At 70.0% G+C, this 23,764-nt stretch carries 23 protein-coding genes; 9 read left to right on the top strand and 14 right to left on the bottom strand.

What is annotated here, in order from left to right:
- Positions 1 to 24: 24 nt before the first annotated feature.
- Positions 25 to 1,497 carry a M1 family metallopeptidase gene (locus LNK82_RS29510; protein ID WP_230569949.1) on the bottom strand — a complete coding sequence of 491 codons (1,473 nt, stop codon included), beginning with the start codon at positions 1,495 to 1,497 and terminating at the stop codon, positions 25 to 27.
- Between the two features lie 17 nt (positions 1,498 to 1,514).
- On the opposite strand from LNK82_RS29510, the gene LNK82_RS29515 reads away from it, so the two are divergent.
- Complete coding sequence (locus tag LNK82_RS29515) at positions 1,515 to 2,261, top strand: alpha/beta fold hydrolase (protein WP_230569948.1); 747 nt, start codon at positions 1,515 to 1,517, stop codon at positions 2,259 to 2,261.
- Here LNK82_RS29515 and LNK82_RS29520 read toward each other — a convergent pair.
- The 3 genes from LNK82_RS29520 to LNK82_RS29530 form a co-directional block, all read right to left on the bottom strand.
- Positions 2,210 to 2,707 (bottom strand): 2'-5' RNA ligase family protein, encoded by a 498-nt coding sequence (locus LNK82_RS29520; protein ID WP_230569947.1) that lies wholly within the window; start codon positions 2,705 to 2,707, stop codon positions 2,210 to 2,212. The genes LNK82_RS29515 and LNK82_RS29520 overlap by 52 nt on opposite strands.
- Before the next feature lie 3 nt (positions 2,708 to 2,710).
- A complete protein-coding gene (locus LNK82_RS29525; protein ID WP_230569946.1) occupies positions 2,711 to 3,586 on the bottom strand; it encodes an HhH-GPD family protein in 876 nt (291 codons plus the stop codon).
- A 73-nt stretch (positions 3,587 to 3,659) separates the two neighbouring features.
- On the bottom strand, positions 3,660 to 4,151 hold the full coding sequence (locus tag LNK82_RS29530; protein WP_230569945.1) for a beta-class carbonic anhydrase: 492 nt from the start codon (positions 4,149 to 4,151) through the stop codon (positions 3,660 to 3,662).
- 139 nt (positions 4,152 to 4,290) lie between these two features.
- Here LNK82_RS29530 and LNK82_RS29535 point away from each other — a divergent pair, with 139 nt between their 5' ends.
- The gene (locus tag LNK82_RS29535) at positions 4,291 to 4,932 is read left to right on the top strand and encodes a hypothetical protein (protein ID WP_230569944.1); all 642 of its coding nucleotides are present in this window, start codon (positions 4,291 to 4,293) and stop codon (positions 4,930 to 4,932) included.
- A 47-nt stretch (positions 4,933 to 4,979) separates the two neighbouring features.
- Here LNK82_RS29535 and LNK82_RS29540 read toward each other — a convergent pair whose 3' ends face one another.
- The 4 genes from LNK82_RS29540 to LNK82_RS29555 form a co-directional block, all read right to left on the bottom strand.
- Entirely contained in the window at positions 4,980 to 5,342 is a 363-nt protein-coding gene (locus tag LNK82_RS29540; protein ID WP_230569943.1) for a hypothetical protein, read from the bottom strand.
- A gap of 56 nt (positions 5,343 to 5,398) precedes the next feature.
- A complete protein-coding gene (locus LNK82_RS29545; RefSeq protein ID WP_230569942.1) occupies positions 5,399 to 7,162 on the bottom strand; it encodes a hypothetical protein in 1,764 nt (587 codons plus the stop codon).
- 366 nt (positions 7,163 to 7,528) lie between these two features.
- On the bottom strand, positions 7,529 to 8,632 hold the full coding sequence (locus LNK82_RS29550) for a LacI family DNA-binding transcriptional regulator (protein ID WP_230569941.1): 1,104 nt from the start codon (positions 8,630 to 8,632) through the stop codon (positions 7,529 to 7,531).
- A 107-nt stretch (positions 8,633 to 8,739) separates the two neighbouring features.
- On the bottom strand, positions 8,740 to 9,789 hold the full coding sequence (locus LNK82_RS29555; RefSeq protein WP_230569940.1) for a LacI family DNA-binding transcriptional regulator: 1,050 nt from the start codon (positions 9,787 to 9,789) through the stop codon (positions 8,740 to 8,742).
- Between the two features lie 226 nt (positions 9,790 to 10,015).
- Here LNK82_RS29555 and LNK82_RS29560 point away from each other — a divergent pair, with 226 nt between their 5' ends.
- The 3 genes from LNK82_RS29560 (at position 10,016) to LNK82_RS29570 (ending at position 13,151) form a co-directional block, all read left to right on the top strand.
- Positions 10,016 to 11,272: an extracellular solute-binding protein gene (locus tag LNK82_RS29560; RefSeq protein WP_230569939.1), complete on the top strand. Its 1,257-nt coding sequence runs from the start codon at positions 10,016 to 10,018 to the stop codon at positions 11,270 to 11,272.
- Positions 11,273 to 11,337: 65 nt separating this feature from the next.
- A complete protein-coding gene (locus LNK82_RS29565) occupies positions 11,338 to 12,258 on the top strand; it encodes a carbohydrate ABC transporter permease (RefSeq protein WP_372470666.1) in 921 nt (306 codons plus the stop codon).
- Positions 12,258 to 13,151 (top strand): sugar ABC transporter permease, encoded by an 894-nt coding sequence (locus LNK82_RS29570; RefSeq protein WP_230569938.1) that lies wholly within the window; start codon positions 12,258 to 12,260, stop codon positions 13,149 to 13,151. The genes LNK82_RS29565 and LNK82_RS29570 overlap by 1 nt, the downstream gene beginning before the upstream one ends.
- Before the next feature lie 40 nt (positions 13,152 to 13,191).
- Here the strand turns inward: LNK82_RS29570 and LNK82_RS29575 are convergent, their stop codons facing one another.
- Genes LNK82_RS29575 through LNK82_RS29585 form a run of 3 tightly spaced genes read right to left on the bottom strand, consistent with a single transcriptional unit; the run spans position 13,192 to position 14,486 of the window.
- Positions 13,192 to 13,596, bottom strand: coding sequence for a PIN domain-containing protein (locus LNK82_RS29575; protein WP_230569937.1), 405 nt, complete (start codon positions 13,594 to 13,596; stop codon positions 13,192 to 13,194).
- Complete coding sequence (locus tag LNK82_RS29580; protein WP_230569936.1) at positions 13,589 to 13,867, bottom strand: type II toxin-antitoxin system Phd/YefM family antitoxin; 279 nt, start codon at positions 13,865 to 13,867, stop codon at positions 13,589 to 13,591. Before LNK82_RS29580 ends, LNK82_RS29575 begins: the two co-directional genes overlap by 8 nt.
- 52 nt (positions 13,868 to 13,919) lie before the next feature.
- Complete coding sequence (locus tag LNK82_RS29585) at positions 13,920 to 14,486, bottom strand: histidine phosphatase family protein (RefSeq protein ID WP_230569935.1); 567 nt, start codon at positions 14,484 to 14,486, stop codon at positions 13,920 to 13,922.
- 115 nt (positions 14,487 to 14,601) lie between these two features.
- Between LNK82_RS29585 and LNK82_RS29590 the strand changes: the two genes are divergently transcribed.
- The 4 genes from LNK82_RS29590 (at position 14,602) to LNK82_RS29605 (ending at position 18,469) form a co-directional block, all read left to right on the top strand.
- A complete protein-coding gene (locus tag LNK82_RS29590; protein ID WP_230569934.1) occupies positions 14,602 to 15,702 on the top strand; it encodes an ABC transporter ATP-binding protein in 1,101 nt (366 codons plus the stop codon).
- A 160-nt stretch (positions 15,703 to 15,862) separates the two neighbouring features.
- A complete protein-coding gene (locus tag LNK82_RS29595; RefSeq protein WP_230569933.1) occupies positions 15,863 to 16,807 on the top strand; it encodes a metal ABC transporter solute-binding protein, Zn/Mn family in 945 nt (314 codons plus the stop codon).
- Complete coding sequence (locus LNK82_RS29600; RefSeq protein WP_230569932.1) at positions 16,804 to 17,631, top strand: metal ABC transporter ATP-binding protein; 828 nt, start codon at positions 16,804 to 16,806, stop codon at positions 17,629 to 17,631. The genes LNK82_RS29595 and LNK82_RS29600 overlap by 4 nt, the downstream gene beginning before the upstream one ends.
- A 7-nt stretch (positions 17,632 to 17,638) precedes the next feature.
- On the top strand, positions 17,639 to 18,469 hold the full coding sequence (locus tag LNK82_RS29605; RefSeq protein ID WP_230569931.1) for a metal ABC transporter permease: 831 nt from the start codon (positions 17,639 to 17,641) through the stop codon (positions 18,467 to 18,469).
- Positions 18,470 to 18,705: 236 nt separating this feature from the next.
- On the opposite strand, the gene LNK82_RS29610 is transcribed toward LNK82_RS29605, so the two are convergent.
- From LNK82_RS29610 to LNK82_RS29620, 3 genes are all read right to left on the bottom strand, one after another.
- A complete protein-coding gene (locus LNK82_RS29610) occupies positions 18,706 to 20,112 on the bottom strand; it encodes a GGDEF domain-containing protein (RefSeq protein WP_230569930.1) in 1,407 nt (468 codons plus the stop codon).
- Positions 20,113 to 20,414: 302 nt separating this feature from the next.
- Positions 20,415 to 21,644, bottom strand: a complete 1,230-nt coding sequence (locus tag LNK82_RS29615) for an MFS transporter (RefSeq protein ID WP_230569929.1) — start codon at positions 21,642 to 21,644, stop codon at positions 20,415 to 20,417.
- Between the two features lie 383 nt (positions 21,645 to 22,027).
- Positions 22,028 to 23,449, bottom strand: coding sequence for an MBOAT family O-acyltransferase (locus LNK82_RS29620; RefSeq protein ID WP_230569928.1), 1,422 nt, complete (start codon positions 23,447 to 23,449; stop codon positions 22,028 to 22,030).
- Positions 23,450 to 23,764: the final 315 nt, after the last annotated feature.

Here is a 23,764-nt window from a genome sequence, read left to right on the forward strand (position 1 = left end):
AGTTTCACGAGCCGGTCAGGGGAGTCACCTGCGCAGCGGACCCGGGTACAGGAACTCGTCGGCGGGCGCCTCGTCGCCGCGGAACCACGCGGTGAAGAACGCGTCCAGGTCCTGCCCCGACACCTGCTCCACGTGCGCCTCGAACTCCGGCCACGACGCGTTGCCGTCCCGGTTCGCCGCCGTCCAGTCCTTGACCACGCGGTCGAACGCCGGGTCGCCGATCTGGCGGCGCAACGCGTGCAGGGCGAGCTGCCCCTTGTCGTAGACGCCGCGGAACTCGTTGCCTCGACCCATGTCGTAGAGCTTGCGGCCCCAGTACGTCTCGCGGTCGGCGACCCGCTCGACCTCGGCGAGGTAGCGGTCGTCCAGGTCGACGCCCTGCTTGGCCTCCGCCCACAGCCACTGGGCGTAGGAGGCGAAGCACTCGTTCAGGCAGATGTCGGCCCAGTTCTCCAGGCTCACCGAGTCGCCGAACCACTGGTGCGCCTGCTCGTGCACGACGGTGTCGAGGTCGGCCCAGCCCGCGTAGATGGGCCGGGTCTGGGTCTCCAGCGAGAAGCCGATGTCGTCGGCCAGGAAGATCCCGCCCGCCGAGGAGAACGGGTAGGGCCCGAACTTCTCCGACAGGAACGCGAGCACCTCGGGCAGCCGCTCCTGGTGCCGCCTGCCGGCCTCCGCGCCCGGCGCGTAGGCGTCCACCACGGGCGTGCCGTCGGGCAGCGTCGACCGCTCGACGGTCCACCGGTCGATCGCGATCGTGGTCAGGTAGGTGGCCATGGGCTGCTCGGCGACCCAGCGGAACGACGTCCAGCCGTCGGCGGTGGTGGAGCCGCCCTCGACGCCGTTGGAGATCACCGACCAGCCCTCCGGCACGCGTGCGGTCAGCGCGAACGACGCCTTGTCGCGCGGTGTGTCGTTGGCGGGGAACCAGGTGGTCGCCGAGTGCGGCTCACCCGCCGCGAACGCCCCACCGGACGAGGAGGTCTGCCAACCGCTGCGGCCCAGCGCGCGGTCTTCGAACACGGTCGGCTCGCCGCCGTACCGGACGGTGGTCGTGAACTCCTCGCCGTTCGCCAGGGGCGCTCCGGGCGTGACGACCAGCTCGTGGTCGCCCTCCTGGCGGTAGTCGGCCGCCTGGTCGCGCACGTCGACGCCGGAGACCTTCAGCGCGTACAGGTCGAGGTTGAACCGGGACAGGTCGGCGGTCGCCCTGGCGGTGATCTTCGCGACCCCGTCCAGCCGCTTGGTCGCCGGGTCGTAGGTGACCGACACGTCGTACGCGCGGACGTCGTAGCCGGTGTTGCCGTCCTGCGGGTAGTACGCGTCGCCCGCGCCGTCGCCGCCCTCCGCGTTCACCACGGGAGGGGTGGTCGCGGGCGGCGTCGTCGGCGTCGCGGTCGGCTGGTCCCTCGGCAGCCTGGCCACCACGATCCCGGCCACCACCAGCACCACGATGACGACGATCAGGTACGGGCGCGCCTTGGGACTGATGGCCATGCCGACATGATGCACGCATGAGCGTTGCGGAGTTCGGGGGATCGGGGCAGGGCATCCTGCTGCTCCACGGCCTGATGAGCCGGGCGAGCACGTGGTGGACCGTGGCGCAGTGGCTCAAGCCGTACGGGCGCGTGGTCGCCCCGGACGCGCGGGGGCACGGCCGCAACCCGGTGCGGGGGCCGTACCGGACGGAGGACTTCGTCGCCGACGCGGCCGAGGTGATCGAGCGGCACGACCTCGCGCCCGCCGTGGTGATCGGGCACTCGATGGGCGGGCTGCACGCGTGGGCGCTCGCCGCGACCCGGCCCGACCTGGTGCGCGCGGTCGTGGCCGAGGACGTGGTGCCGGACAACCGAGGCCGCACGGTGGAGGAGTGGAAGTGGTACTTCGACTCGTGGCCGCCGGCGTTCGAGTCCCTGGCGCACGTGCGGACGGTCGTGGACGTGCCGCGGGTGGAGGAGATGTTCGAGGAGCGCGAGGACGGCTGGCACCTCATCGCGCACCTGCCCGACCTGTACGAGATCGCCGCCGAGTGGGGCGAGCGGGCGTACTGGGATCACGTGGACGCGATCCGGTGCCCGATGCTCGTCGTCGAGGCGGGTCGCGGCGGGCTGCGCGCCGGGCAGATGGCCGAGGTGGCGCGGCGGACCGGGGCCACGCACCTGGTGGTGCCGGAGTCCGGGCACGTCGTGCACGACGAGGCGCCGGAGGTCTACCGGGGCGCGGTGGAGGCGTTCCTGAGCGGGTCGATCGACCCCGTCTGAGTGTCCACGATCGCCATCTCGCGGGTCTTGGCGCGGATCGGCGTGATCGGGTGCAGCTCGGCGAACGCGGCCTTCACGTCGGCGTCCTCGCCGTCGACCAGCGTGCAGTGCGGCACCCAGTTGCCCGGCAGGTGCTCGGCGTCGGGGTGCTTCACGCGGCCCGCGAGGACGTCGTGCACGGCCGAGTGCACGGCCAGCAGCTCGGCGTCGACGACCGCGCCGAGCTGGAGGGTGTTCCCCGTGGCGCTGAGGGTGTGCAGCCAGACGTCGGGCAGCCACAGCCGGGACAGGTCCTCGCGCAGCTCGGCGCGCACCTTCGGCCCGATCGTGCCCGCCGCCGCGTAGGTCAGGTGCGGCGGCAGCCCGGACCTCGCGCCGATCCGCCGCCACAGCGACCGCACGGCCTCGTCGGCCTCGGCGTCGAAGAACACCACGAGCGCGTGCACGGGTCAGTGCTCCCCGGGCAGCGCGAACAGGCCCTCGTGCGTCTGCTCGACCAGGCCGTCGACGAGCAGCGAGTGCAGGCACCGGTCCCGCTGGCCCGCGTCCGACCAGACCACGTCGAGCCGGGTCTTCGCCACGGGTTCGCTGGTGCCGCGCAGCACGTCCAGCAGCAGGCCGCGCACCTGCCGGTCGGTGCCCGCGAACTTCTGCACGACCTTGGCCGGGCCGTCGTACGCGGGGCGGCCGTTGAGCTGCCACGCGCACGCGTCGAACACGGGGCAGTCGGCGCACTTGGGCGCGCGTGCCGTGCAGACGAGCGCGCCCAGCTCCATCAGGGCGGCGGAGTAGACGGCGGCGCGCGCCTCCTCTTCGGGGAGGAGGGCTTCGACGTCCTTCATGTCCTTGGTGGTGGACGGCGGACCGGCGTCGCCCGCGCCGTGCACGGCCCGTGCCACGACGCGGCGGACGTTCGTGTCGACCACCGGGCACCGCTGCCCGTAGGCGAACGCCGCGACGGCCCGCGCCGTGTACGCGCCGATGCCCGGCAGGGCGAGGAGGGTGTCCACGTCGCTCGGGACGACGTCGTCGTGCTGCTCGGCGATGGCCTGCGCGGCGGCGTGCAGCCGGAGGGCGCGGCGCGGGTAGCCCAGCTTGCCCCAGGCGCGCACCACCTCGCCCTGGCTCGCCGCGGCCATCGCCGACGGCGTCGGCCAGCGGGCCAGCCACTCGTGCCAGATGGGTTCGACCCGCGCGACCGGGGTCTGCTGCAGCATGATCTCGCTGACCAGCACGCCCCACGCCGTGCACTCCGGCCGTCGCCAGGGCAGGTCGCGGGCGGTGTCGGCGAACCAGTCGAGGAGGAGCTCGGCGTCCAGGCTCATAGCGCCGCACAGTCTTCCACGACCGGTTCGCCGCCCACTTCCGGTTCGGGCGACTCCGGCCGGACGACTTCGGTCAGACGACTTCGGTCAGCTCGCCGGTGTGCACGTCGTAGACGAAGCCGCGCACCTGGTCGCGGTGCAGCAGGTAAGGGCTGTTGCGGACCCGGTTCATCGAGCCGCGCACGCTGTCCTTCACCTCGCGGAACGCCTCCACCGACCACGGCGGGCGCATCCCCGAGGCCTCCTCCAGCTCGTCCTTGAACTCGTCCTCGGTGACCAGTTGCAGGCCGCAGTTCGTGTGGTGCACCAGCAGCACCTCGCGGGTGCCGAGCTTGCGCTGGCTCAGCGCCAGGGAGCGGATCATGTCGTCGGTCACCACACCGCCCGCGTTGCGCAGCACGTGCGCCTCACCCTGCTTGAGGCCGAAGATCTCGAACACCCGGATGCGGGAGTCCATGCAGGTCAGGATCGTCACTTGCATCGAGGGCTTCGGCGAGGAACGGTCGCCGGGGACCACGTTGCCCAGTTCGGCGTTGCGGTGGAGCAGCTCGTCGATCGCGGTCATCGCACACCTCCGTTGTTCCCTGGGATTGGAACCTGCCTCCCGGATGGCGGGCAAGTGAATCGGGCGAACCTCACGTTCACCTCATCGGGGGACCGATGCTTCCCCGGCAATTCCACGCGACCCGGCTACCTTCGACCGCGTGACCGAGCACACAGGCCCGCACCCGCGGTCGGTGTACTGGCGGCGGCGCGCGCTCGCGGTCGCCGGGGCGGTGGTGGCGCTGGTGCTCGCGGTCTGGCTGGTCGGCGTCCTGATCGGGCGAGGCGAGCAGGCGCCGGTGGCCGCCCAGCCGTCGTCCCGCCCGCCGGAGCCGCCCGCGACGCCGGTGGTCACCTCGTCGTCCTCGACGACGCCTCCGCCTCCGCCTCCCACGTTGCCGCCGGGGCCGCCACCGCCGTGCGACGACGCGCAGGTGGCCGTGGTGGCCGAGGTGGACAACCCCTCGGCTCCCGCCGGGCGCCCCGTGGAGTTCACCATCGCCATCTCCAACACCGGCCCGCTGCCGTGCGCGAAGGAGATCGGGCGGCAGGTGCGCGAGCTCGTCGTGACGAGCGTGGACGGCGCGACGCGGCTGTGGTCGAGCAACGACTGCTTCGCCACCCAGGGGTCCGAGGTGCGCGTGATGCGGCCGGGTGAGCGGTTCGCCTACGGCCTGCGGTGGACGGGCGGCACGTCGGAACCGGGCTGCCGCAAGCACTCCAGGCTGGGTGCGGGCGACTACCTGCTCACGGCGGTCGTGGCGGGCAAGGCGAGCAACCCGGTGATCTTCCGCGTGACGTGAGGCCTATCGCCGCCGGCCGAGTAGTGGGCCGATCCGATGACGACGGTTCAGGTGGACGGGCGGTTGGCGCGATCTTCGTCCTGTATGCGGCGCAACTGTCGCCGGTACTCCTCCAGCAACGCCGCCTCGCCGGCCTCGCCGGTGGCCTCGGGCTGATTGTTGATCGCCACGGTCGCGGCGAACGCCGCTCGGGCGACGGGCCGCCGGAGCAACCTTTCCACATCGATGTTCTGAATCCACTCGTTGCCCGCGGCGGTGGCCCGTCCTTCACCCGTGTACACCGACCACTTCGATTCGGAATCGGAGTGCGCGGCTCGCGAGGAAAGCCTTTCGAGCAGACGCAGGAGCTTGCCGAGCAAACCCGCGCCGAGATCGTGTCCCGACCCGTCGCGTAACCCGTCGCCCGGCATGGTCGGAGTATGGGGTAACTGTGAGCCCGGGTCAATGCGCTGGTCGCTGGTCAAACTCATCGGTGACCGTCCCATCCGGTGTTCTCGCCCGTCTCGCGCGAGGCGAGCCAGTAGTAGCTGTACGTCCTTGTCACCCAGACGAATGAAGAAACCGTGAAGTTCAGCAAGGCCAAGGATGCGAGCACCTGCCACCAGGTGCTGTCGATCAGCATCAGCTCGAACGCTGACTTCATGGTCATCTCGTCCGCCGTCTGCGCCATGTACAGACCGCTCGCCAGTAGCGAGACGATGATCGTCGTCAGGGACGACGCGCGTGACGCCAAGGTGCCGCCGAGCAGTTGGCCGGCGCCTTTGTCGAATCCCACGAACGCCGCGGCCAGCGCGGGGAACGCGAGGACGAGCGCCGGGAAGTCGCTGTCGAACGTCTTGTTCGCGGCCGAGATCACCGCGCCCGCGATGTAGATCAACGCGAAGCTCGCGAGCGCCGCCATCATCGTCGGGGCCATGGATCCGGGCGGGGTCTCGTAGAAGCGCATCCGCACTCGGAGGTTGTCGGCGAGGTCGGCCGGGATGGACCGCAGGTACAGGTGCAGGTACCCCTGGCCGAGGCGCTTGCGGAAGCGCTTGTAGGGATCGGAGGGCTTGCGCGCCTCGTTGCGCGAGCTGAACCGGCCGTTTCCGTTGATCAGCTCCTGTTCGCCCAGGTGCATGCCGTCCGGGGCGAACACGTTGAGGTGGTAGGAGCGGGCGAGCGCGGCGTTGTTCAGCTGGATCTCGAGGCTGATGGGCCGGGTGCCCAGCAGCATTCGGGCGCGATCGCGGAGGTATCGCGCGAACTGCCTGACCGGGGCGCGGACGAGTTGCGGGATGATGTACCGCTGGTACGTCACGATGGCCCGGCCGCCTTGGAACACGTCGTGCGGCAGCACCACGACGATGGCGTAGTTGCCGGCCATCTTCGTGATCAGGCCCACGGTCAGCCTGAGCAGTTCCACTTCGTCATCGGCTTGCCCGGGCTGGTCGTCCTTCAGCCTCGTCGCGATCCGCTCGATCTCGGAGACGCACTCCGCGAGATCCCTCGCCTGGGCGGATTCGATCCGGCCGCGCCTGGCGATGTGGCCGAACGCCTTGGCGGTGATGGTGTCCAGCCGATCGCAGTCGGCCTGGCTCACCTTGAGCTTCGGCGCCGCGACCAGCGCGCGGAGCATGCTCGCCATGAGGACGAGGTACTCGTGGTAGGTCAACGTGGCGGCCGTGTCGTCCCCGTTGATCCGCAGCACGAGGTGGTCCTGCAGCGACCCCTTCTGAGGGGTCATCAGCGGGTAGATGACGTCGACGTCGGCGTCGGCGGACTTCACCGTCGTGGAGACGGACTGGTGGAGGACCCGGCGGATCGGCCGGATCTCCTCGATGATCCGGCCGCGGGTCGCTTTCGGGTTGATCAGCGAGTCGACGAACATCGGCAGCTGCGCTTCGGAGAGGGAAGTGCTGAACTCGCTCTTCTCATCCCGGAATCGGTCGTAGTCGGCGTCCACGACCTGCATGTCGGACTTGAACCGCTTGCGCGTGGGCAGGAATTGGAAGATGAACACGTGGCACGCGGTGGAGGAGATGAGCGTGAAGAATGAGAAACCGAGGTAGACGTACCAGTGCGATTCCGCGTACTGCCATGACCCGCTGGCGGTCACGACAACCGAGGAAAAGGACAGGACCATGGTCACGGCGAACGCGAAGCGGAGAGCTCCGCGTTCGTGCAGGCGCTTCTTCTCGGCCGGGTCGAGCACCTCTTCGGCGGTGCCCGTCCCGGTCGCGACGCTCATCGCCCGCACCTGCCGTGCGCGTCACGGTGATCGCGACTCATGCTGCCTCCCGGCCCGCCACCATTGTCCTTGCGGTCGCTCCGGCGACCTAGCTCCGCTCGGTGGAACCTCGCCGGTACTATCGGTGGCATACCCGCGGTGTTACCCGTATCCACGGTAGTGACCGGATTGGCCCATTCCGCATTTCTCGGATAGGTGGCCGATGGGTATTCCGCAGCCATTCGGAATCATGTCGATCGGTGAGCGGGGCTCACGTCCGCGCCCGGCCGGGAGCCCTCGCGCAAACGAAAGCAGGGGTCCCCTTGGCGAGGACCCCTGCGAAGGGTTCAAGAGCGGTGGGTGGTGGCCGTCAGGACCGGGTTCCGGTCACGGGCCGAACCAGCGTTCCTCCGCCGTCCCGCGCGGTGGGGCGGCGGTGGTGCCGTGGATCAGTTCGGTGGACAGGGTGACGGCTCGGGGGCGGGTGCGCTCGGCCGAGTCCAGGAGCAGCTTGCCCGCCGCGCGGCCCTTCTCCAGGACCGGCTGGCGCACCGTCGTCAGACCGGCCTGCTCCGCCTCGCGGATGCCGTCGAAACCGGTGACGGTGATGTCGACCGGCACGCGCAGGCCGCGCCGCTGGACCTCCGCCATCGCGCCCAGGGCCAGTATGTCCGACGTGCAGATCAGCGCGGTGATCTGCGGGTCGCGCTCCAGCACCTGCGCCGCCGCCGACGCGCCGGAGGCCATGGTGTGGTCGAACCGCTCGGCCACCGGCACGGTCTCCCAGTCCACGCCGACCGACGCGAACGCCTGCGCCAACCCGGCCAACCGGGCCCGCTGCACGTGGAAGTGCGCCGCCTGCTGCCGCTCCGGCACGACGAAGTCGTCGTTGCGGTCACGGGCCAGCCGCATGCACACCACGCCGACCCGCCGGTGCCCCAACGAGATCAGGTGCTGCGCCAACGCGTGCATGGCCGCCTGGTCGTCGATGCCGACGCGGTCGACGTTGCCGAGGTCGGGCTGGTCGCACACGACCGTCGGCACGGGCCGCTCGAGCACCGCCGCCAGGTGCGGGTCGTCGTCGGGCACGGAGTACACCACGAAACCGTCCACCCCGGCCCGGTGCACGGCCGCCACGTCCTCGCGCTCGGGGTTCGCCGGCACGAGCAGCAGCCCGGTGCCCGCGTCCTCGCACGCGAGCGCCAACCCCTCCAGGAACCCGATCGCCGCCGGGTCGCGGAACGCGTAGGACAGGTTCTCGGTGAGCAGCAGGCCCACCGCACCGGCCTTCCTCGTCCGCAGTGAACGGGCCACGGGGTCGGGCCCCGGGTACCCGAGTCGTCTCGCTGTCTCCAACACCCGGCGTCGCAGCTCTGGCGAGAGCTGGTCGGGACGGTTGTACGCGTTGGACACCGTTGTCCGGGAAACACCCAGCTCCGCCGCCAGTGAGGCGAGCGTCGCGGGGCGTCGCACATGCATCGACCGCGCCATGAAGTGACCGTAACGGTTCAGAACCATTTGCAGAAGTGGGGGTGACCGGCGTCCCTCTAAATCGTCATCAGTGCAGATGAGGGATGGTTACCTCGGGGTACAATGGTCTAAACCAATAGGGGCTCAGCGGACGACTCGCGCACGACCAACCGCGGCCGGAAAACACGCGTGTAATTCCCCGCCGGACGTCGTCGCCGATCCGGGTCGAGCCGGTGCACCAACTCGTCCACGGCCGCCGCCGCCATCTCCTCGATCGGCTGCGCCAGCGTGGTCAACGACGGCGAGCAGTACGACGCCAGCGGGATGTCGTCGAACCCCACCACGGACAGGTCCCGCGGCACGGTCAGCCCGCGCCGGTGCGCCTCCCGCAGCACGCCGATCGCCATGTGGTCGGACGAGCAGATCACCGCCGTCGGCCGCACGGTGTCCAGCAGCGTCGCCACCGCCTCCGCCCCGCCCTCCGGCCCGAACGGCGCGTGCGCCACGAAGTCGGAGGTCGCGGGCAGCCCGTCCTCCTCCAGCGCCGCCGCCCACCCGGCCCGCTTGAGCCGCGACGGCAGCGCCCGCGCCGGCCCCGACACGAACCCGATCCGCCGGTGGCCCAGCTCGACCAGGTGCCGGGTCGCCGCGTACCCCGCGTGCTGCTCGTCCACGGTCACGTCCGGCACGTCCAACGACGGCGTCGCGCCGTTGAGGAACACCATGTGCACGCCGTCCGCCAGCAGCTTCGCGTAGTACGACGGCCGCGGCGCCTGGCCGAGCGGCACCTCGACGTTGGTGATCTCCGGCGACACGAACACCATGCCCTCGACGCCGCGCGCGAGGAGCATCCGCACGTACTCCTCCTCGCCCATCGCCCCCGCGCCGGTGGCACGCGTGTTGCACAGCAGCGACGAGTACCCCAGCCGCGCGGCCCGCACCTCCAACGCCTCGGCGAACGCCGGGAACACGGGGTTCGACAACTCGGGCACGAGCAGGCCGATCACACCGGTGCGTTGCAGCGCGCCCAGGCCGCGCGGCGTGTAAGGCATTTCCGCAAGCACCGCGAGCACCCGCTGGCGCGTCTCGTCGTTCACGCCCGCCCGGCGGTTGAGCACCCGGCTGACCGTGGAGATGCTCACCCCGGCTGCCCTGGCGATCTCGGACAGACCGGACACCGTGCCTCCTCGCAGACTTGTGGGTGACGTGCAGCCTGCCGTCAGCGGCAAATTTTTGCAACGCCCACCTTGGTTTCCTCCGCCCGGCCTGGGCCGTTACGGCTTGGTTACGTCAAGACCCTTGACCCGGCCCTGGTCGGCGGGATGAAATCCGCGTCAACAATTTCGCAAGTTCTTGCAAGAGCCTTCATCACGGTGGAGGCCCGCAGGAGGGACGACAGCAACGATGCGACGTACCACCCTCGTGACCGCAGTGGCGGCCGTCTCCGCCCTCGTCCTCACCGCGTGCGGTGGTGGCGACGGCGGATCGGCGTCCGGCGACTCCGGCGAGATCACCTTCTGGGACACCAGCGGCCCGAACGAGGGCCCGGTGTTCGCCGCGATCGCGCAGGAGTGCGCGACCAAGGGCGGCTACAAGGTCAAGACCGAGACCGTGCCCTTCGACGCGGCCCTGAACAACTACAAGACCGCCGCGCAGGGCGGTCAGGGCCCGGACGTCTTCCGCGCCGAGGTCGCGTGGGTGTCGCAGCTGGCCAAGCTCGGCTACGTGGTCGACCTGGCCGGCACGGAGCTGGTCAACGACACGTCCGACTTCCTGGACACGCCGCTCGGCTCCACCAAGTACGACGGCAAGACCTACGGCGTCCCCCAGGTCACCGACTCGCTGGCGCTGTTCTACAACAAGAAGCTGCTGGCCGACGCCGGTGTCGAGCCGCCGAAGACGTGGGACGAGGTCAAGGCCGCCGCGGCCAAGCTCGGCGGCGAGAAGACCATCTTCGTCAACAACGACGCCTACTACGCGCTGCCGTTCATCTACGGCGAGGGCGGCGACCTGGTCGACGCCGACGCGAAGAAGATCGTGGTCAACTCCGCGGACAACGTGAAGGCGCTGGAGACCGCCAAGGGCCTGCTGGACGCCAAGGCCGCGTCCACCGCGCTGGACCCGACGAACTCCTACAACAACATGCAGGCCGCGTTCACCTCGGGCGAGGTCGCCATGGTGGTCAACGGCCCGTGGTCGGTCGCCGACTACCTCAAGGGCGCCGCGTTCGCCGACCCCGCCAACCTGGGCATCGCGCCCGTCCCCGGCGCCACCGCCGGCAAGGGCTCCGCGCCGGTCGGCGGCCACGACTACGTGATCCGCCAGGGCACCAAGGCCAAGGACTCCTCGGTCAAGTTCATCGCCTGCATGAGCAGCACCGAGTCGCAGGTGCGCATCGCCAAGGAACTGGGCCTGCTGCCCACCCGCAAGTCGGCCTACGGGAACGCCGACGTGAAGGCCAACGCGGTCGTGTCCGCCTTCGAGCCGGTCGTCACCGCCGCCCACCCGCGCGCGTGGATCCCCGAGGGCGGCGAGCTGTTCGACCCGCTGAAGATCGCCTACGCCGACGTGCTGGCGGGCAAGAAGGACGCCAAGACGGCGCTGGACGAGGTGGCCAAGAAGTACCAGGACACCGTCGTCCCCGAGTACACCGTCGGCTGACCATCCCTCGCGGCGCCCGGCCCGGTCGTGGGCCGGGCGCCGCGAGGCGGCGAAGGGAGACTTCGGTGCGCAGGTTCCTGGACCGGCACTGGTACGCGTACGCGATGGTGCTGCCGGTCGTGGTGGTCATCGCGGTGTTGGTGCTGTTCCCGCTCGCGCAGGGCGTGTTCTTCACCTTCACCAACATCAACGAGGGCAACATCGCCAACCCGATCCTCGACCGGCCGGCGACCTACGTCTCCGTTGGCCTCGACAACTACCTGAACGTCCTGTCCGGCGACCCCAGCTACGGCGCGTTCTGGTCGACGCTGGTGCGCACGCTGGTCTGGACGTTCGGCTGCGTGTTCTTCCACTACACGATCGGCCTGGGCCTCGCGCTGCTGCTCAACCGGGAGGTGCGAGGCCGGGCGGCGTACCGGGTGCTGCTGATCCTGCCGTGGGCCGTGCCCGCGTTCATCAGCGCGTTCGCGTGGAAGTACATGTTCAACGCGCAGTACGGGATCATCAACCAGTTCCTGCGCTTCCTCGGCCTGGACGACCCGCCGGTGTGGCTCGGCCAGTCGGACTGGGCGCTGGTCGCGGTGATCATCGTCAACGTGTGGCTCGGCGTGCCGTTCATGATGGTGGCGCTGCTCGGCGGGCTCCAGTCGATCCCCGGCGACCTCTACGAGGCCGCCGAGGTGGACGGCGCGACGCCGTGGCAGCGGTTCCGCAACGTGACGCTGCCCGGCCTGCGGTCGGTGTCGAGCACGGTGGTGCTGCTGGGCATCATCTGGACGTTCAACATGTTCGCGATCATCTACCTGATCAGCGGGCCGAACCCGAACACCCGGATCCTGGTGACCTACGCGTTCGAGCGGTTCTTCTCCGGCGCGTCCCGCGACTTCGCGGTGGCGTCGACCTACGGCGTGCTGATCCTGTCCGTGCTGCTCGTGTTCGCGGGCGTGTACCGGCGCGCGCTGCGCAAGCAAGGCGAGGTGTGGTGATGACGGTCGAAGCCGCTTCCTTGAAGGCCGTCCAGCCGGCCCGGGGGCTCAAGCGCTCGCAGCGGTCGCCGCTGGCCAGCGTCGGGCTGCACGGCGCGCTGGTCGTGGCGTCGCTGATCGCGGTGTTCCCGGTGTTCTGGGTGCTCGTGACGTCGTTCAAGCCGGACGCCAAGGCCGTGGAGACCACGCCGAAGCTGGTCAACGACTCCAGCCTGGACAACTACGGGCGGATCCTGGCCGGCGAGAAGGGCGACTTCCTGTCGTGGTTCGGCAACTCGGTGCTGATCGCGCTGATGACCACGGTGCTGGCGGTGTTCCTGTCCGCCACGACGGGGTACGCGGCGTCGCGGTTCCGGTTCCCGGGCAAGCGGTCGCTGATGCTGTCGTTCCTGGTCGTGCAGATGTTCCCGTTCGCGGTGCTGATCGTGCCGCTGTACAACATCCTGCTGGCGCTCGGGTTGCAGGGCACGTCGCTCGGCCTGGTGCTCGTCTACTGCACGACCGCCGTGCCGTTCTGCACGTACATGCTGAAGGGCTACTTCGACACCATCCCGACCGACATCGACGAGGCGGGGAGGGTGGACGGCCTGTCGCCGTTCGGCGTGTTCTGGCGGCTGGTGCTGCCCCTGGCCCGGCCGGGGCTGGCCGTGACGGCGTTCTACGCGTTCCTGACGGCGTGGGGCGAGGTGGCGTTCGCGTCGGCGTTCCTGTCGGCGGCGGACGAGTCGAAGACGCTGGCCGTGGGGCTGCAGGTGTTCGTCCAGCAGAACCGGACCGAGTGGGGCCACCTGGCGGCGGCCTCGATCCTGGTCGCGATCCCCGCGATCGTGGTGTTCTACCTGGTGCAGAAGTTCCTGGTGACGGGCCTGTCGTCGGGCGCGGTGAAGGGCTGATGCGGACGGGGGCCTCCACCTCGTCGTGGAGGCCCTCCCATCACACCTCGACGACCTCGACCAACTCCTCCAGGCCGACGAAGTCCTTCGGGTTGCGGGTGTAGAGCGGCAGGTCGTTGGACGAGGCGATGGCGGCGATCATCAGGTCGAACTTGCGCGATCGGGGGTCGCGGCCGGCTGCGATCGTCAGGCCGACCAGGCTGCCGAACCGAGCGGACGCCCGTCGGTCGAAGGGCAGCGGGTAGTAACCCGCGATCGCGGCACGCAACCGCTTGCCGCGATCGTCGCGGGCTGTCGCCTCCTTCGCCAGCGCGACGCCCTGCTGCAGTTCCGCCAAGGTGATGGTGGTCAGTTCGAAGCGCTCCGGGAGTTCCATCCGGTCGACCTTCGCCAGGTCGATGTAAACGTTGGTGTCGAGGACACCGGCCGGTCGACGTTCAGCCACGCCGACGCTCCCACGGGTCGTCGTCGCCGAGGCGGTCCTCGTTGCCCCAGAACTCGTCCGCCTCCGCGCGCATCTCCGCGTAGTCGACCGGCGGCAGGTCCTTGACCACGGCGATGACCTCGTCGGTGTTCAAGGGCTGCCGGTACGTCGGGGGGCGCAGTTCGGCGACCTCGGTGCCGTCGCGGGTGACGTGATAGGTCTCGCCCGCCTCGACTGCTTCCATGATTTGAGCGGGGTTCTGGTCGAACTCCCGTTGATCGATGACCTTCATGGCGGAGAGGTTAGGGAGCCGGCGTGCCGCGCGCCAGCGGCAATACCGCTGGTCAAAGGCCTGGTCCGGACGCCTCGATCGGGTGATCGCCGCCCCATCGGACCCGGTGGACAGCGGGCATCGGCATGTCCTTCAGGAACGTCCAACCGACCGGGTGGCCGGCCGCGAGGAGGGTGCGTGCGGCGAACGTGCCGTGCGTCCCGATGAGCACCACGCCACCGTCGTGCTCCTCGGCCACCGCCGTCAACGCCCGCCGCACCCGGTCGCTGAGCGCGGCCAGGCTCTCGCCGCCCGGCCGCGCGAAGTCCGGGTGGTCCCAGCTGTGCGCGTAGTGCCGCGCGTAGTCGGGCGTCGGTGGGATGCCCGAGTCCCACTCCCGCAGGTCCCACCTGGTCTCGACGGTCGCACCCAGGGCATCGGCGGTCGGCTGGACCGTCTGCACGGCACGCAGGTAAGGGCTCGACAGGACCGCCGTCGGACGCAGTGCCCGCAGTTGTTCCACCAGGTCACGGGCCTGGACCAGGCCCGAGTCCCGCAGCGGACGAGCCAGCTCGTCGGGGCCGCCCGGCGTGGGCGCAACGGAGGTCGCATGGCGGACGAGCACGAGTTCGGTGGCCATGTACCACCACTACCAGGGCCTGAACCGATCCGGAACTAGACCAATTCACCCGTTCCCGTAAGCGCTTGCAATCCCTAGCGTTGCGGCAAAGCTTGGGTAGTGAAAGGTGCGTGGCATGGCTGAGGTCGCCTACGTCAAGGCTTCGCGGATCTTCTCCGGCAACCCGCCGGTCCGCGCGGTCGACGAGCTGTCGTTGGACGTCACCGACGGCGAGTTCCTGGTTCTGGTCGGTCCGTCCGGCTCCGGCAAGTCCACCGCGCTGCGGATGCTCGCGGGTCTGGAGGACGTGGACGAGGGCGCCATCCACATCGGCGGCAAGGACGTCACCAACGTCCCGCCCAAGGGCCGCGACATCGCGATGGTGTTCCAGTCCTACGCGCTGTACCCGCACATGACGGTCGCGGAGAACATGGGCTTCGCGCTCAAGCTGCGCGGCGTCAACAAGACCGAGATCCGGGAGAAGGTCGCCGAGGCGGCCAAGATGCTGGACCTCGAGAAGTACCTGGACCGCAAGCCGAAGGCGCTGTCCGGCGGCCAGCGGCAGCGCGTCGCGATGGGCCGCGCGATCGTCCGCGAGCCCTCCGTGTTCCTCATGGACGAGCCGCTGTCCAACCTGGACGCGAAGCTCCGCGTGGAGACCCGCGCGAACATCGCCGCCCTCCAGGCCCGCCTGGACACCACCACGATCTACGTCACGCACGACCAGGTCGAGGCCATGACCATGGGCCACCGGGTCGCCGTGCTCAAGGACGGCCTGCTCCAGCAGTGCGACACCCCGCGCGCCCTGTACGACAAGCCGGCCAACGCGTTCGTCGCCGGCTTCATGGGCTCGCCCGCGATGAACCTCAAGACCGTGCCGCTGACGTCGGAGGGCGCGAAGCTCGACGGCATCGTGGTGCCGCTGGAGCGCCGCGCGCTGGACAAGGCGGCGGGCGAGGGCCTGTCCGAGGTCACGTTCGGCATCCGGCCCGAGTCGCTGGCCCTGGTCAGCTCCTCGGAGCAGGGCATGGACATGACCGTCGAGCTGGTCGAGGAGCTGGGCGCGGACGCGCTCATGCACGGCTCTGTCCGCATCGGCGACGTGCCCGAGCGGTTCGTGGTCCGCGTCGACGGCCGCACGCCGCCGACCCTGGGCCAGACCGTCAAGGTCGCCGTGCGTGACGCCGGCGAGGTCCACCTGTTCCACCCGGAGTCCGGCCACCGCCTGACCGACTGACGATCTTCGAGCCACAGGGGCCACCTCCCGCGCGACGGTGAAGTGGCCCCTGTGGCATGTAAAACACCCGGTCGGTGGGCGTGTCGGTAGCGGAGCGTTCTAAACTGAACTCGACAACGGTTTCCATTGCCTGTGCGTCCGCCTGTCGAGGAGTGCTCTGATGACTGTCCGCAACGTGTTGCTCGGCGCGGTGGCCGCCGCGACCGCCGTCGCCCTCACCGCTTGCGGTGCCCAGGACACCCCCGCCGCGAACGACGGCGCGATCAAGGTCGTCGCCTCCACCAACGTGTGGGGCAGCGTGGTCAAGGCCGTCGGCGGCGACGCCGTGCAGGTCAGCGCCATCATCGACGACCCGTCCGGCGACCCGCACTCCTACGAGAGCAAGCCGTCCGACCTGGCCGCGGTGCGCGACGCCAAGCTCGTCATCTTCAACGGCGGCGGCTACGACGACTTCTTCGCCACCCTGCTCGGCCCCGAGACCGAGGGCGCGAAGAAGATCGAGGCGTTCCCGGTGTCCGGCAAGGCCTCCGAGCACGAGGAGCCCGAGACGTCGGCCGAGCCGGAGGGCGAGGAGCACCACGACCACGCCGTCAACGAGCACGTCTGGTACGACTTCGAGACCGTCCGCAAGGTCGCCGACCAGGCCGCCGCCGACCTCGGCGCGATCGCGCCGGACAAGAAGTCGACCTTCGAGGCCAACGCCGAGGACTTCACGACCAAGCTGACCGAGCTGGAGCAGCGCGTCGAGGGCAAGGGCGCGGGCAAGAAGGTGGTCGCGACCGAGCCGGTGGCGCACTACCTGCTCGACACCGCGGGCGTCGAGGACGTCACGCCGGAGTCGTTCAGCGAGGCCGTGGAGAACGAGACCGACATCCCCGCCGCCGCGCTCGCCGACGTCATCCGCCTGATCGAGCAGAAGCAGGTCGCCGCGCTGGTCAACAACGCGCAGACGGAGAACGCGGGCACGCGGCAGGTGGTCGACCAGGCCAAGGCGGCGGGCGTGCCGATCGCCGAGGTGACCGAGACGCTGCCGGAAGGCGTCACGGGTTACCTTGATTGGATGACGAAGCAGGTCGACTCGCTGGTGGGAGCGCTCGGCGCATGACGTTGTCGGGCGGGACGGCTCAGGTGGCGGACAGGTCCACGCGCGCGGCGGTCGCGTTGCGCGGCGCGCGGCTGTCCTACGGCGACCGCGTGCTGTGGGACGGCCTGGACCTGGACGTCGCCCCCGGCGAGTTCGTGGCCGTGCTCGGGCCGAACGGCTCGGGCAAGACCAGCCTCATCCGGGTGCTGCTCGGCCTGCAACCGCTGTCCGCGGGCACGGTCCGGGTCGCGGGCGGCAACCGGCGCATCGGCTACATCCCGCAGCAGCGGGCGATCGACTCGAGCCTCGCGCTGCGCGGCCGTGACCTGGTCGGGTTCGGCCTGGACGGGCACGGCTGGGGCGTCGGCTGGCGCACCCGCCGCGAACGCCGGGCCCGGGTGGACGCGGCGCTGGAGTCCGTCGGCGCGACGAGGTACGCCGACGAGCCCGTCGGCCTGCTCTCCGGCGGCGAGCAGCAGCGGCTGCGGGTGGCGCAGGCCCTGGTCGGCGACCCCGAGGTGCTGCTGTGCGACGAGCCGCTGCTCTCGCTCGACCTCGCGCACCAGCGCGTGGTCAGCGACCTGATCGACGCCCGGCGCCGGGCCGAGGGCACGGCCGTGCTGTTCGTGACCCACGAGATCAACCCGATCCTGCCGCTGGTCGACCGGGTGCTGTACCTGGTCGAGGGCCGGTTCCGGATCGGCCCGCCCGCCGAGGTGATGACCTCGCGGACGTTGACCGAGCTGTACCGCACGAACGTCGAAGTGGTCCGCGTGCGCGACCAGATCCACGTGGTCGGCGCGCAGCACGTGTGCGAGGACGAGCCGCACCACGTGGCGGAGTGAAGGACTGATGGAGAACTTCTTCGACATCGGGCAGACGCTGGACCTGTTGCGCTACGTCCAGCCGATGCTCGTCGCGGGCGCCGTGCTCGGGCTGGTGGCGGGGCTGCTCGGCCCCCTCGTGGTGACGCGCAAGATGGCGTTCGCGGTGCACGGCACGAGCGAGCTGGCGTTCACCGGCGGCGCGGCGGCCCTGCTGCTCGGCGTCGGCGTCGGGTACGGCGCGCTGGCCGGTTCGGTCGTCGCCGCGCTGCTGCTCGGCCTGCTCAGCACGCGCGACTCGGACCGCGACTCGGTGATCGGCGCGATCCTGGCGTTCGGCCTCGGCCTCGGCGTGCTGTTCCTGGCCCTCTACAACGGGCGTGCGGCGAACAAGTTCGGCCTGCTGACCGGTCAGGTGGTCAGCGTCGGGTCGACCGACCTGTGGCTGCTCATCGGCGCGTCGGTCGCCGTGCTGGCGGTGCTCGCGGTCATCTACCGTCCGCTGCACTTCGCCAGCGTGGACGCCGCCGTGGCCGTGGCGCGCGGTGTGCCGGTGCGGGCCCTGTCGGTGGTGTTCGCGGTGCTGGTGGGCGTGGCGACGGCGTTGAGCGTGCAGCTGGTGGGCGCGCTGCTCGTGCTGTCGCTGATGATCACGCCCGCGGCGGCGGCGACCAGGGTCACCGCGAGCCCGCTGCGGGCCACGGTGCTGGCCGTGGTGTTCGCCGAGGTGTCCGTGCTGGGCGGGATGATCCTGTCGCTCGCGCCAGGCATGCCGGTGAGCGCGTTCGTCACCGCGGTCTCGTTCTTCATCTACCTGGTCTGCCGCCTCATGAGCCGCAAGAGGGAAAGAGTCCAGTAACACGTTTGGGATGCCCCGCGAGTGGGTACTCGCGGTCGTAGGGGGCACCGGAGGCCCGGTCGCCGGACGCGGGCCGTGCGGAGACGACAGGTGCCATGCGAAGCAGGACGACCACGTCGGCCGACCACCGCGGCTGCGGTGGCGGGCCCGGTCGTGCTCCCGGCTGTCCGGTCCCGCGTCGTCACGCCCGCCACGCCCGTGCGCCGAGCGCCGGTCGCGGCCGGCAGGTGGGGGACTTACGCGGTGCGGGTGACCTCGGCGGCGGCCGACTGGTCCGCGGCGCCCTCGGCCACCGGCTGGTCGCCCCGCGGCGCGGGCAGCAGCCGGATCTCGCCGCCGGCGACCCGCACCTGGTTGCGCCCGTTCTCCTTGGCCGCGTAGAGCGCGGCGTCGGCGCAGTGCTGCGCGTCCATCAGGCAGTCGCCGTTGTCCGGCAGCACGGCCACGCCGATGGACGCCGAGATGGCGCGCACGTCCGGCCCGTCCGCCGTCAGTGGGAGGTTCCGGCCGCGCAGGGTGACGGTGTTGCGGTGCTTGTCGGTGGTCATCACGGACATCTCGCCGATCGCCTCGCGCACCCGTTCGGCGATGGCCGTGCCCTGGGCCAGGCCCGTGTCGGCGAGCACCACGACGAACTCCTCGCCGCCGTCGCGCCCGGCCACGTCGCCCGGCCGCAGCTTCTCCCGCAGGATCCGGCCCACCTCGGCCAGCACGGCGTTGCCCGCCGGGTGGCCCCAGGTGTCGTTGATCCGCTTGAAGTGGTCCAGGTCGATGGCCAGCACGGTCACCGGCTGGTTGTCGTGGCGGCAGCGGTCGGTGAGCCTGCCCCCGTACTCGGCGAGGCCGTTGGTGTTGAGCAGGCCGGTCCGGTAGTCGGTGTGCGCGTCCTCGGCCAGCCGCGCCTGCAGCTGCTCCTGCTCGCGCAGCAGCCGTTCGAGGTGCGCCCGCCTTTGCGCGGCGTGGTAGAGCAGCGAGTTCACCAGGATCACCGGGAAGACCAGCAGCAGCGGACCCACCCAGTGGGTGGTCATCAGCATGCCGAGCATGGCACCCGCGCCGAGCGTGCTCAGCTCCAGCATGTTGTCCGCGCGCGAGCCCAGGAACTCCTGGATGCGGGTGTGCGGGGTGACGATCTTCAACGCGACGGCGATGTTCATGCCCTGCGCGCCCCAGTTGACCACCCCGGCCACGATGAGCACGAGCACGAGGCCCAGGTCGGTCGGGATGCTGCCGGTGGCCAGCAGCGACGTGCCGGACAGGTGCACCACGGCCCAGGCCAGCATGGTGCCGCCGAGGATGCTCGCGGAGCTGAACACGAACCGGTACGGCTGGCGTCGCGCGATCGGCTGGATCAGGATCCGCATCCAGATCGTGGCCAGCACCGCCAGCGCGCCGGGCAGCGCGATGGCGGCGGCGAACGTCCAGACCGAGGTCAGGTCGATGTGCGGGCCGGCCGACTCGTTGCGGCGCGACTCCTCGGCCCGACGCACGATCATCAGGTGCACGGTGATGGCGAACATCACCGCGCCGAATCTGAGCCAGTCGGCGTTCGAGACCGAGTCGAGGCCGGTGAGCAGCCAAATGGCGGCAGCCGCCACCGCCGATTCGATGAAGAAGAAGTACGCCAGCGCGGCCGGTCGCAACGTCCACAGATCCCAGTTGCGAATCGAGGGCCGGCCGACTGCCCCAGAGGCCTTCTGGTCAGTCAAACTGTTCTTCACCACGACCCCCTACCCTCTGCCCGGCGCCGCGTGGCGAACGCCGTTCGCAGCGGCACGTCCGTGCCCGAGATGCGCACTGAGGAGGTGTTCGCCATGCGCAACCGCGACATGTGAGCCGCTCCCTCCATCCCGGACCGAATGTTCACCGTACGTGCCCGCGGGCTAGCGGGCCGCAGCCGAGGGGTCCTTCATGTTTGACAATCGCGATATGTGATGAGTCCGTTTCAGATCGCCACCGCTTTCGGATCGTTCCGGGTGCGGGCCCGTCGCCAGGCTACGGTCGCCTGCGTGGCGAGCAACAGCCCGATGCCGCCTGCACCCGCGATCGTCGCGGTCACCGAGCCGATCGAGTGCGCCACGACACCGGCCAACGCCATCCCGCCGCCCTGCGACGAGCGCAGAGCGGCACGGCCGATGCCGTACGCGCGACCGCGGTAGGCGTCGGGCAGGATGCGCATCCACGCCGAGCGAGCGGGCGTGTGGTACGCGCCGGCCATACCGGCGATCACCAGTAGTGCGATGGTCCAGGTCAGGTTCGGGTGCAACGCGAACATGACCAGTGGGGCCAAGGACAGTATGGCGAGCGGACCGATCAGCCGCTCGCGTTTCGCCGGATCACGCACCAACCGGAACAGCACGGCCACGCCGAGGACGTTGGCGGCGGGCTCGATGGCCAGGATCAGGCCGACGGCCCACACCGCGTCCAGACTCGCCGCCAGGGGCACGGCGAGTCCCTCGGGGACCATCGCGAGGCCGGCGAGCAGGCGCATGCCCATCAGGCTGCGCAGCCGCGGTTCCGTGACCAGGAGCGTGAACGCCCTCTTCGGGGCTTCGGGATCGGGCTCCCGCTTCGCGCCGCGCGGGTCGGCGGCCGGCCGGTGCTTGACCGACAGCTGCACCAGGATCGCCACCCACACGAACGAGGCCGCGTCGATCGCGAGCGCGACGCCGGCGCCGGCGTTCGTGACGAGGAAGCCCGCGGCGGCCAGGCCGACCATCTGGGCGACGTCCACCGACGTGCCGAACAACGCCACGCCGTCGTCGTAGCGCTTGTCCGGCAGCACGTGGGGCAGGCTCGCCTCCTGCGCCGCCAGGAACGGCGAAGAGATCATCAGCACGACGACCAGCAGCACGATCATCAGCCACAGCGGCGTGCCGGGAATGGCCATCAGACCGACCAGGGCGGCTTGCAGCCACGCGCACCACACCATCACCGTGCGGCGGGGGAACCGGTCCGCGACCCAGCCCAGCAGCGGGCCCGAGACCAGCGGCGGGAACAGCGTCAACGACCACGTGAGGGCGGTCCACGCGGCGGATTGGGTGCGCTCGAACACCAACAGGGAGAGCGCGACCGCCGCGAGTTGATCGCCCACGGTGGACACCGTCGAGCCGATCCACATGCCGCGGAACTCGCGGTTGCCCACGAGCGCGCGGATGGTCCCCCCGGAAGTCACAACTCCCCCAGGTTGGTCGGCCCCGATGAGTGAGTCACGTTACCCCCACCCGAAGTAACAATTCCCTCGGTTAGCACGGTAGAAGCTGCCGGATGTGCAATCTCTGTCCTACCACACTGTGTACCCGAACGGAGCAGGTCGGTTACATAAAGTAGTTGCAACGGCGAAAAATCGCCCACTTATTCTTGACAGTTGACGGTAGGTGACTCGGCGTGAGCAATCCTCGCCTACCCTACGTCGACCGCGACCACCATTGGGCACGGACGGCTGGTCCGACCGGGCCAGCGCGTTCCTGCGGTCGCCGACGGCCTCGAGCCGGTTGGTGAGTCAATTGTTGAACATCGCCCGCTTGTCGATCTTCGCGGCCCGTGGTGGGGCGATCTTCAGAACTGGTAGTAGAGGAACGGGCTGAACGTGCCGCTCGCGACGAGGATCGCCGCGTAGCCGACGCCGACCGTCATCAGCGAGACCCTGGCGGCGGTGGCGATCCGGTCCCGGGAAGACTCCAGGTAAGGCCCGCTCACCGGGTGATCGGGCATTGCGACAATCGCCAGCGCGAGCACCAGCAGCACAATGCGCTGATTGGTCGCCGCGGCCGCGACGGCGTCGGTCAACCCGCTGAGATCCGGCAACAACATGTGGCCGATGATTGTGAACGCCGTACCGAGATCGGCGGAGCGGAAGAACACCCAGCCGATTACCACCAGGAGCATGGTCAGGACCCGGCGGGCAATTCGGGTGCGGGTGGCGGCAGGCGTCGAATCCCAGCCGAATCGGCGCTCCAGCACGAGCAGCCCGCCGTGGAACAAACCCCACACCAGGAACGTCCAGTTGGCGCCGTGCCAGAAACCGGTGAGCACGAAAACGATCGACAGGTTGCGGTAGGTCTGCAGCACGCCGCCGCGGTTGCCGCCGAGCGGGATGTAGACGTAGTCGCGGAACCAGCGCGACAGCGACATGTGCCAGCGGCGCCAGAAGTCGGTGATCGTGACCGACGAGTACGGGCGGGCGAAGTTCTCCGGCAGCCGGAAGCCCAGCATCCGGCCCAGGCCGATGGCCATGTCGGAGTAGCCGGAGAAGTCGAAGTAGAGCTGGAGCGTGTAGCCGATCGCGCCGAGCCAGGCGATCGACGTGGTCATCTCGTCGGCCGGGGTGGCGAAGCAGGCGTCGACCATCGGCGCGAGCGAGTCGGCGATGATCACCTTCTTGCACAGGCCGAGGGCGAAGCGGGGGAAGCCGGCCGCGACGTCGTCCCAGCGGTGCAGGCGGGGCTGCGGCAGCTGGTCGGCGATCTCGCGGAACCGCACGATCGGACCGGCGACGAGTTGCGGGAACATCGCGATGTAGGTGACGAAGGCGACCGGCTCGCGCAGGGCGGGGCGTTCGCCGCGGTACACGTCGACCACGTACGAGATGTGGTGGAACGTGTAGAAGGAGATGCCGATCGGGAGCGCGAGCTCGATCACCGGCAGGTCGGCGCCGACGACGGCGGCGATGTCGTGCAACTGCCCCGTGGCGAACCCGGCGTACTTCCAGATCAGCAGCACGCCGAGGTTGAGCGCGATCGAGCCGACCAGGACCAGCCTGCGGTCGCCCGGCGCGCCCGGCTCCAGGCGCCGCCCGGCCAGGTAGTTGACCGCCATGCAGGCGAGCAGCAACAGCGTCGTGCCGCCCGCGCCGGAGACGTAGAACAGCAGGCTCGCCACGGCGACGACGCCGTTGCGCCAGTTCCTGGGCGTGACGAGGACGGCCGCGAGCACGACCGGGAGGAAGAACCACAGGAACAGCGGGCTGGCGAAGGACATCGCCGCAGACCTTATCCGCCGCTCACGCCCCTCCGGTCCGGATCACCCACAAACGGCCACACCTCACACCGCCCGCGTGTCGAACGTTCGGGTCCCGCGTGTCGAACACTCAGGTCCCGTGTGTCGAACGTTCGGGTCGGGCGTGTCGAACACTCAGGTCCCGTGTGTCGAACGCTCAGGTCCGTGAGAGTGACGCGAGAGTCCTACGTTCGCGGTGCGAGAGTCCTAGAGCGTTATTCAGAAGTTGGTCACCAGCCGAGGCGGTAGTACTCGAGGCTGGTCACGATGCGGATGATCGCTGGGAGTTCGGTCAGG

The organism is Saccharothrix luteola (assembly GCF_020859565.1).
GTDB lineage: Bacteria > Actinomycetota > Actinomycetes > Mycobacteriales > Pseudonocardiaceae > Actinosynnema > Actinosynnema luteola.

Bases quoted from the DNA above. Each gene is read 5' to 3' on its own strand.
- LNK82_RS29585 (WP_230569935.1), bottom strand. From the start codon at position 14,486: ATGGCCACCGAACTCGTGCTCGTCCGCCATGCGACCTCCGTTGCGCCC.
- LNK82_RS29580 (WP_230569936.1), bottom strand. From the start codon at position 13,867: ATGAAGGTCATCGATCAACGGGAGTTCGACCAGAACCCCGCTCAAATC.
- LNK82_RS29600 (WP_230569932.1), top strand. From the start codon at position 16,804: ATGACGTTGTCGGGCGGGACGGCTCAGGTGGCGGACAGGTCCACGCGC.
- LNK82_RS29560 (WP_230569939.1), top strand. From the start codon at position 10,016: ATGCGACGTACCACCCTCGTGACCGCAGTGGCGGCCGTCTCCGCCCTC.
- LNK82_RS29620 (WP_230569928.1), bottom strand. From the start codon at position 23,449: ATGTCCTTCGCCAGCCCGCTGTTCCTGTGGTTCTTCCTCCCGGTCGTG.
- LNK82_RS29545 (WP_230569942.1), bottom strand. From the start codon at position 7,162: ATGAGCGTCGCGACCGGGACGGGCACCGCCGAAGAGGTGCTCGACCCG.
- LNK82_RS29540 (WP_230569943.1), bottom strand. From the start codon at position 5,342: ATGCCGGGCGACGGGTTACGCGACGGGTCGGGACACGATCTCGGCGCG.
- LNK82_RS29510 (WP_230569949.1), bottom strand. From the start codon at position 1,497: ATGGCCATCAGTCCCAAGGCGCGCCCGTACCTGATCGTCGTCATCGTG.
- LNK82_RS29530 (WP_230569945.1), bottom strand. From the start codon at position 4,151: ATGACCGCGATCGACGAGCTGCTCCACCGCAACGCCGAACTGGGCAAC.
- LNK82_RS29595 (WP_230569933.1), top strand. From the start codon at position 15,863: ATGACTGTCCGCAACGTGTTGCTCGGCGCGGTGGCCGCCGCGACCGCC.
- LNK82_RS29605 (WP_230569931.1), top strand. From the start codon at position 17,639: ATGGAGAACTTCTTCGACATCGGGCAGACGCTGGACCTGTTGCGCTAC.
- LNK82_RS29570 (WP_230569938.1), top strand. From the start codon at position 12,258: ATGACGGTCGAAGCCGCTTCCTTGAAGGCCGTCCAGCCGGCCCGGGGG.
- LNK82_RS29550 (WP_230569941.1), bottom strand. From the start codon at position 8,632: ATGGCGCGGTCGATGCATGTGCGACGCCCCGCGACGCTCGCCTCACTG.
- LNK82_RS29590 (WP_230569934.1), top strand. From the start codon at position 14,602: ATGGCTGAGGTCGCCTACGTCAAGGCTTCGCGGATCTTCTCCGGCAAC.
- LNK82_RS29515 (WP_230569948.1), top strand. From the start codon at position 1,515: ATGAGCGTTGCGGAGTTCGGGGGATCGGGGCAGGGCATCCTGCTGCTC.
- LNK82_RS29525 (WP_230569946.1), bottom strand. From the start codon at position 3,586: ATGAGCCTGGACGCCGAGCTCCTCCTCGACTGGTTCGCCGACACCGCC.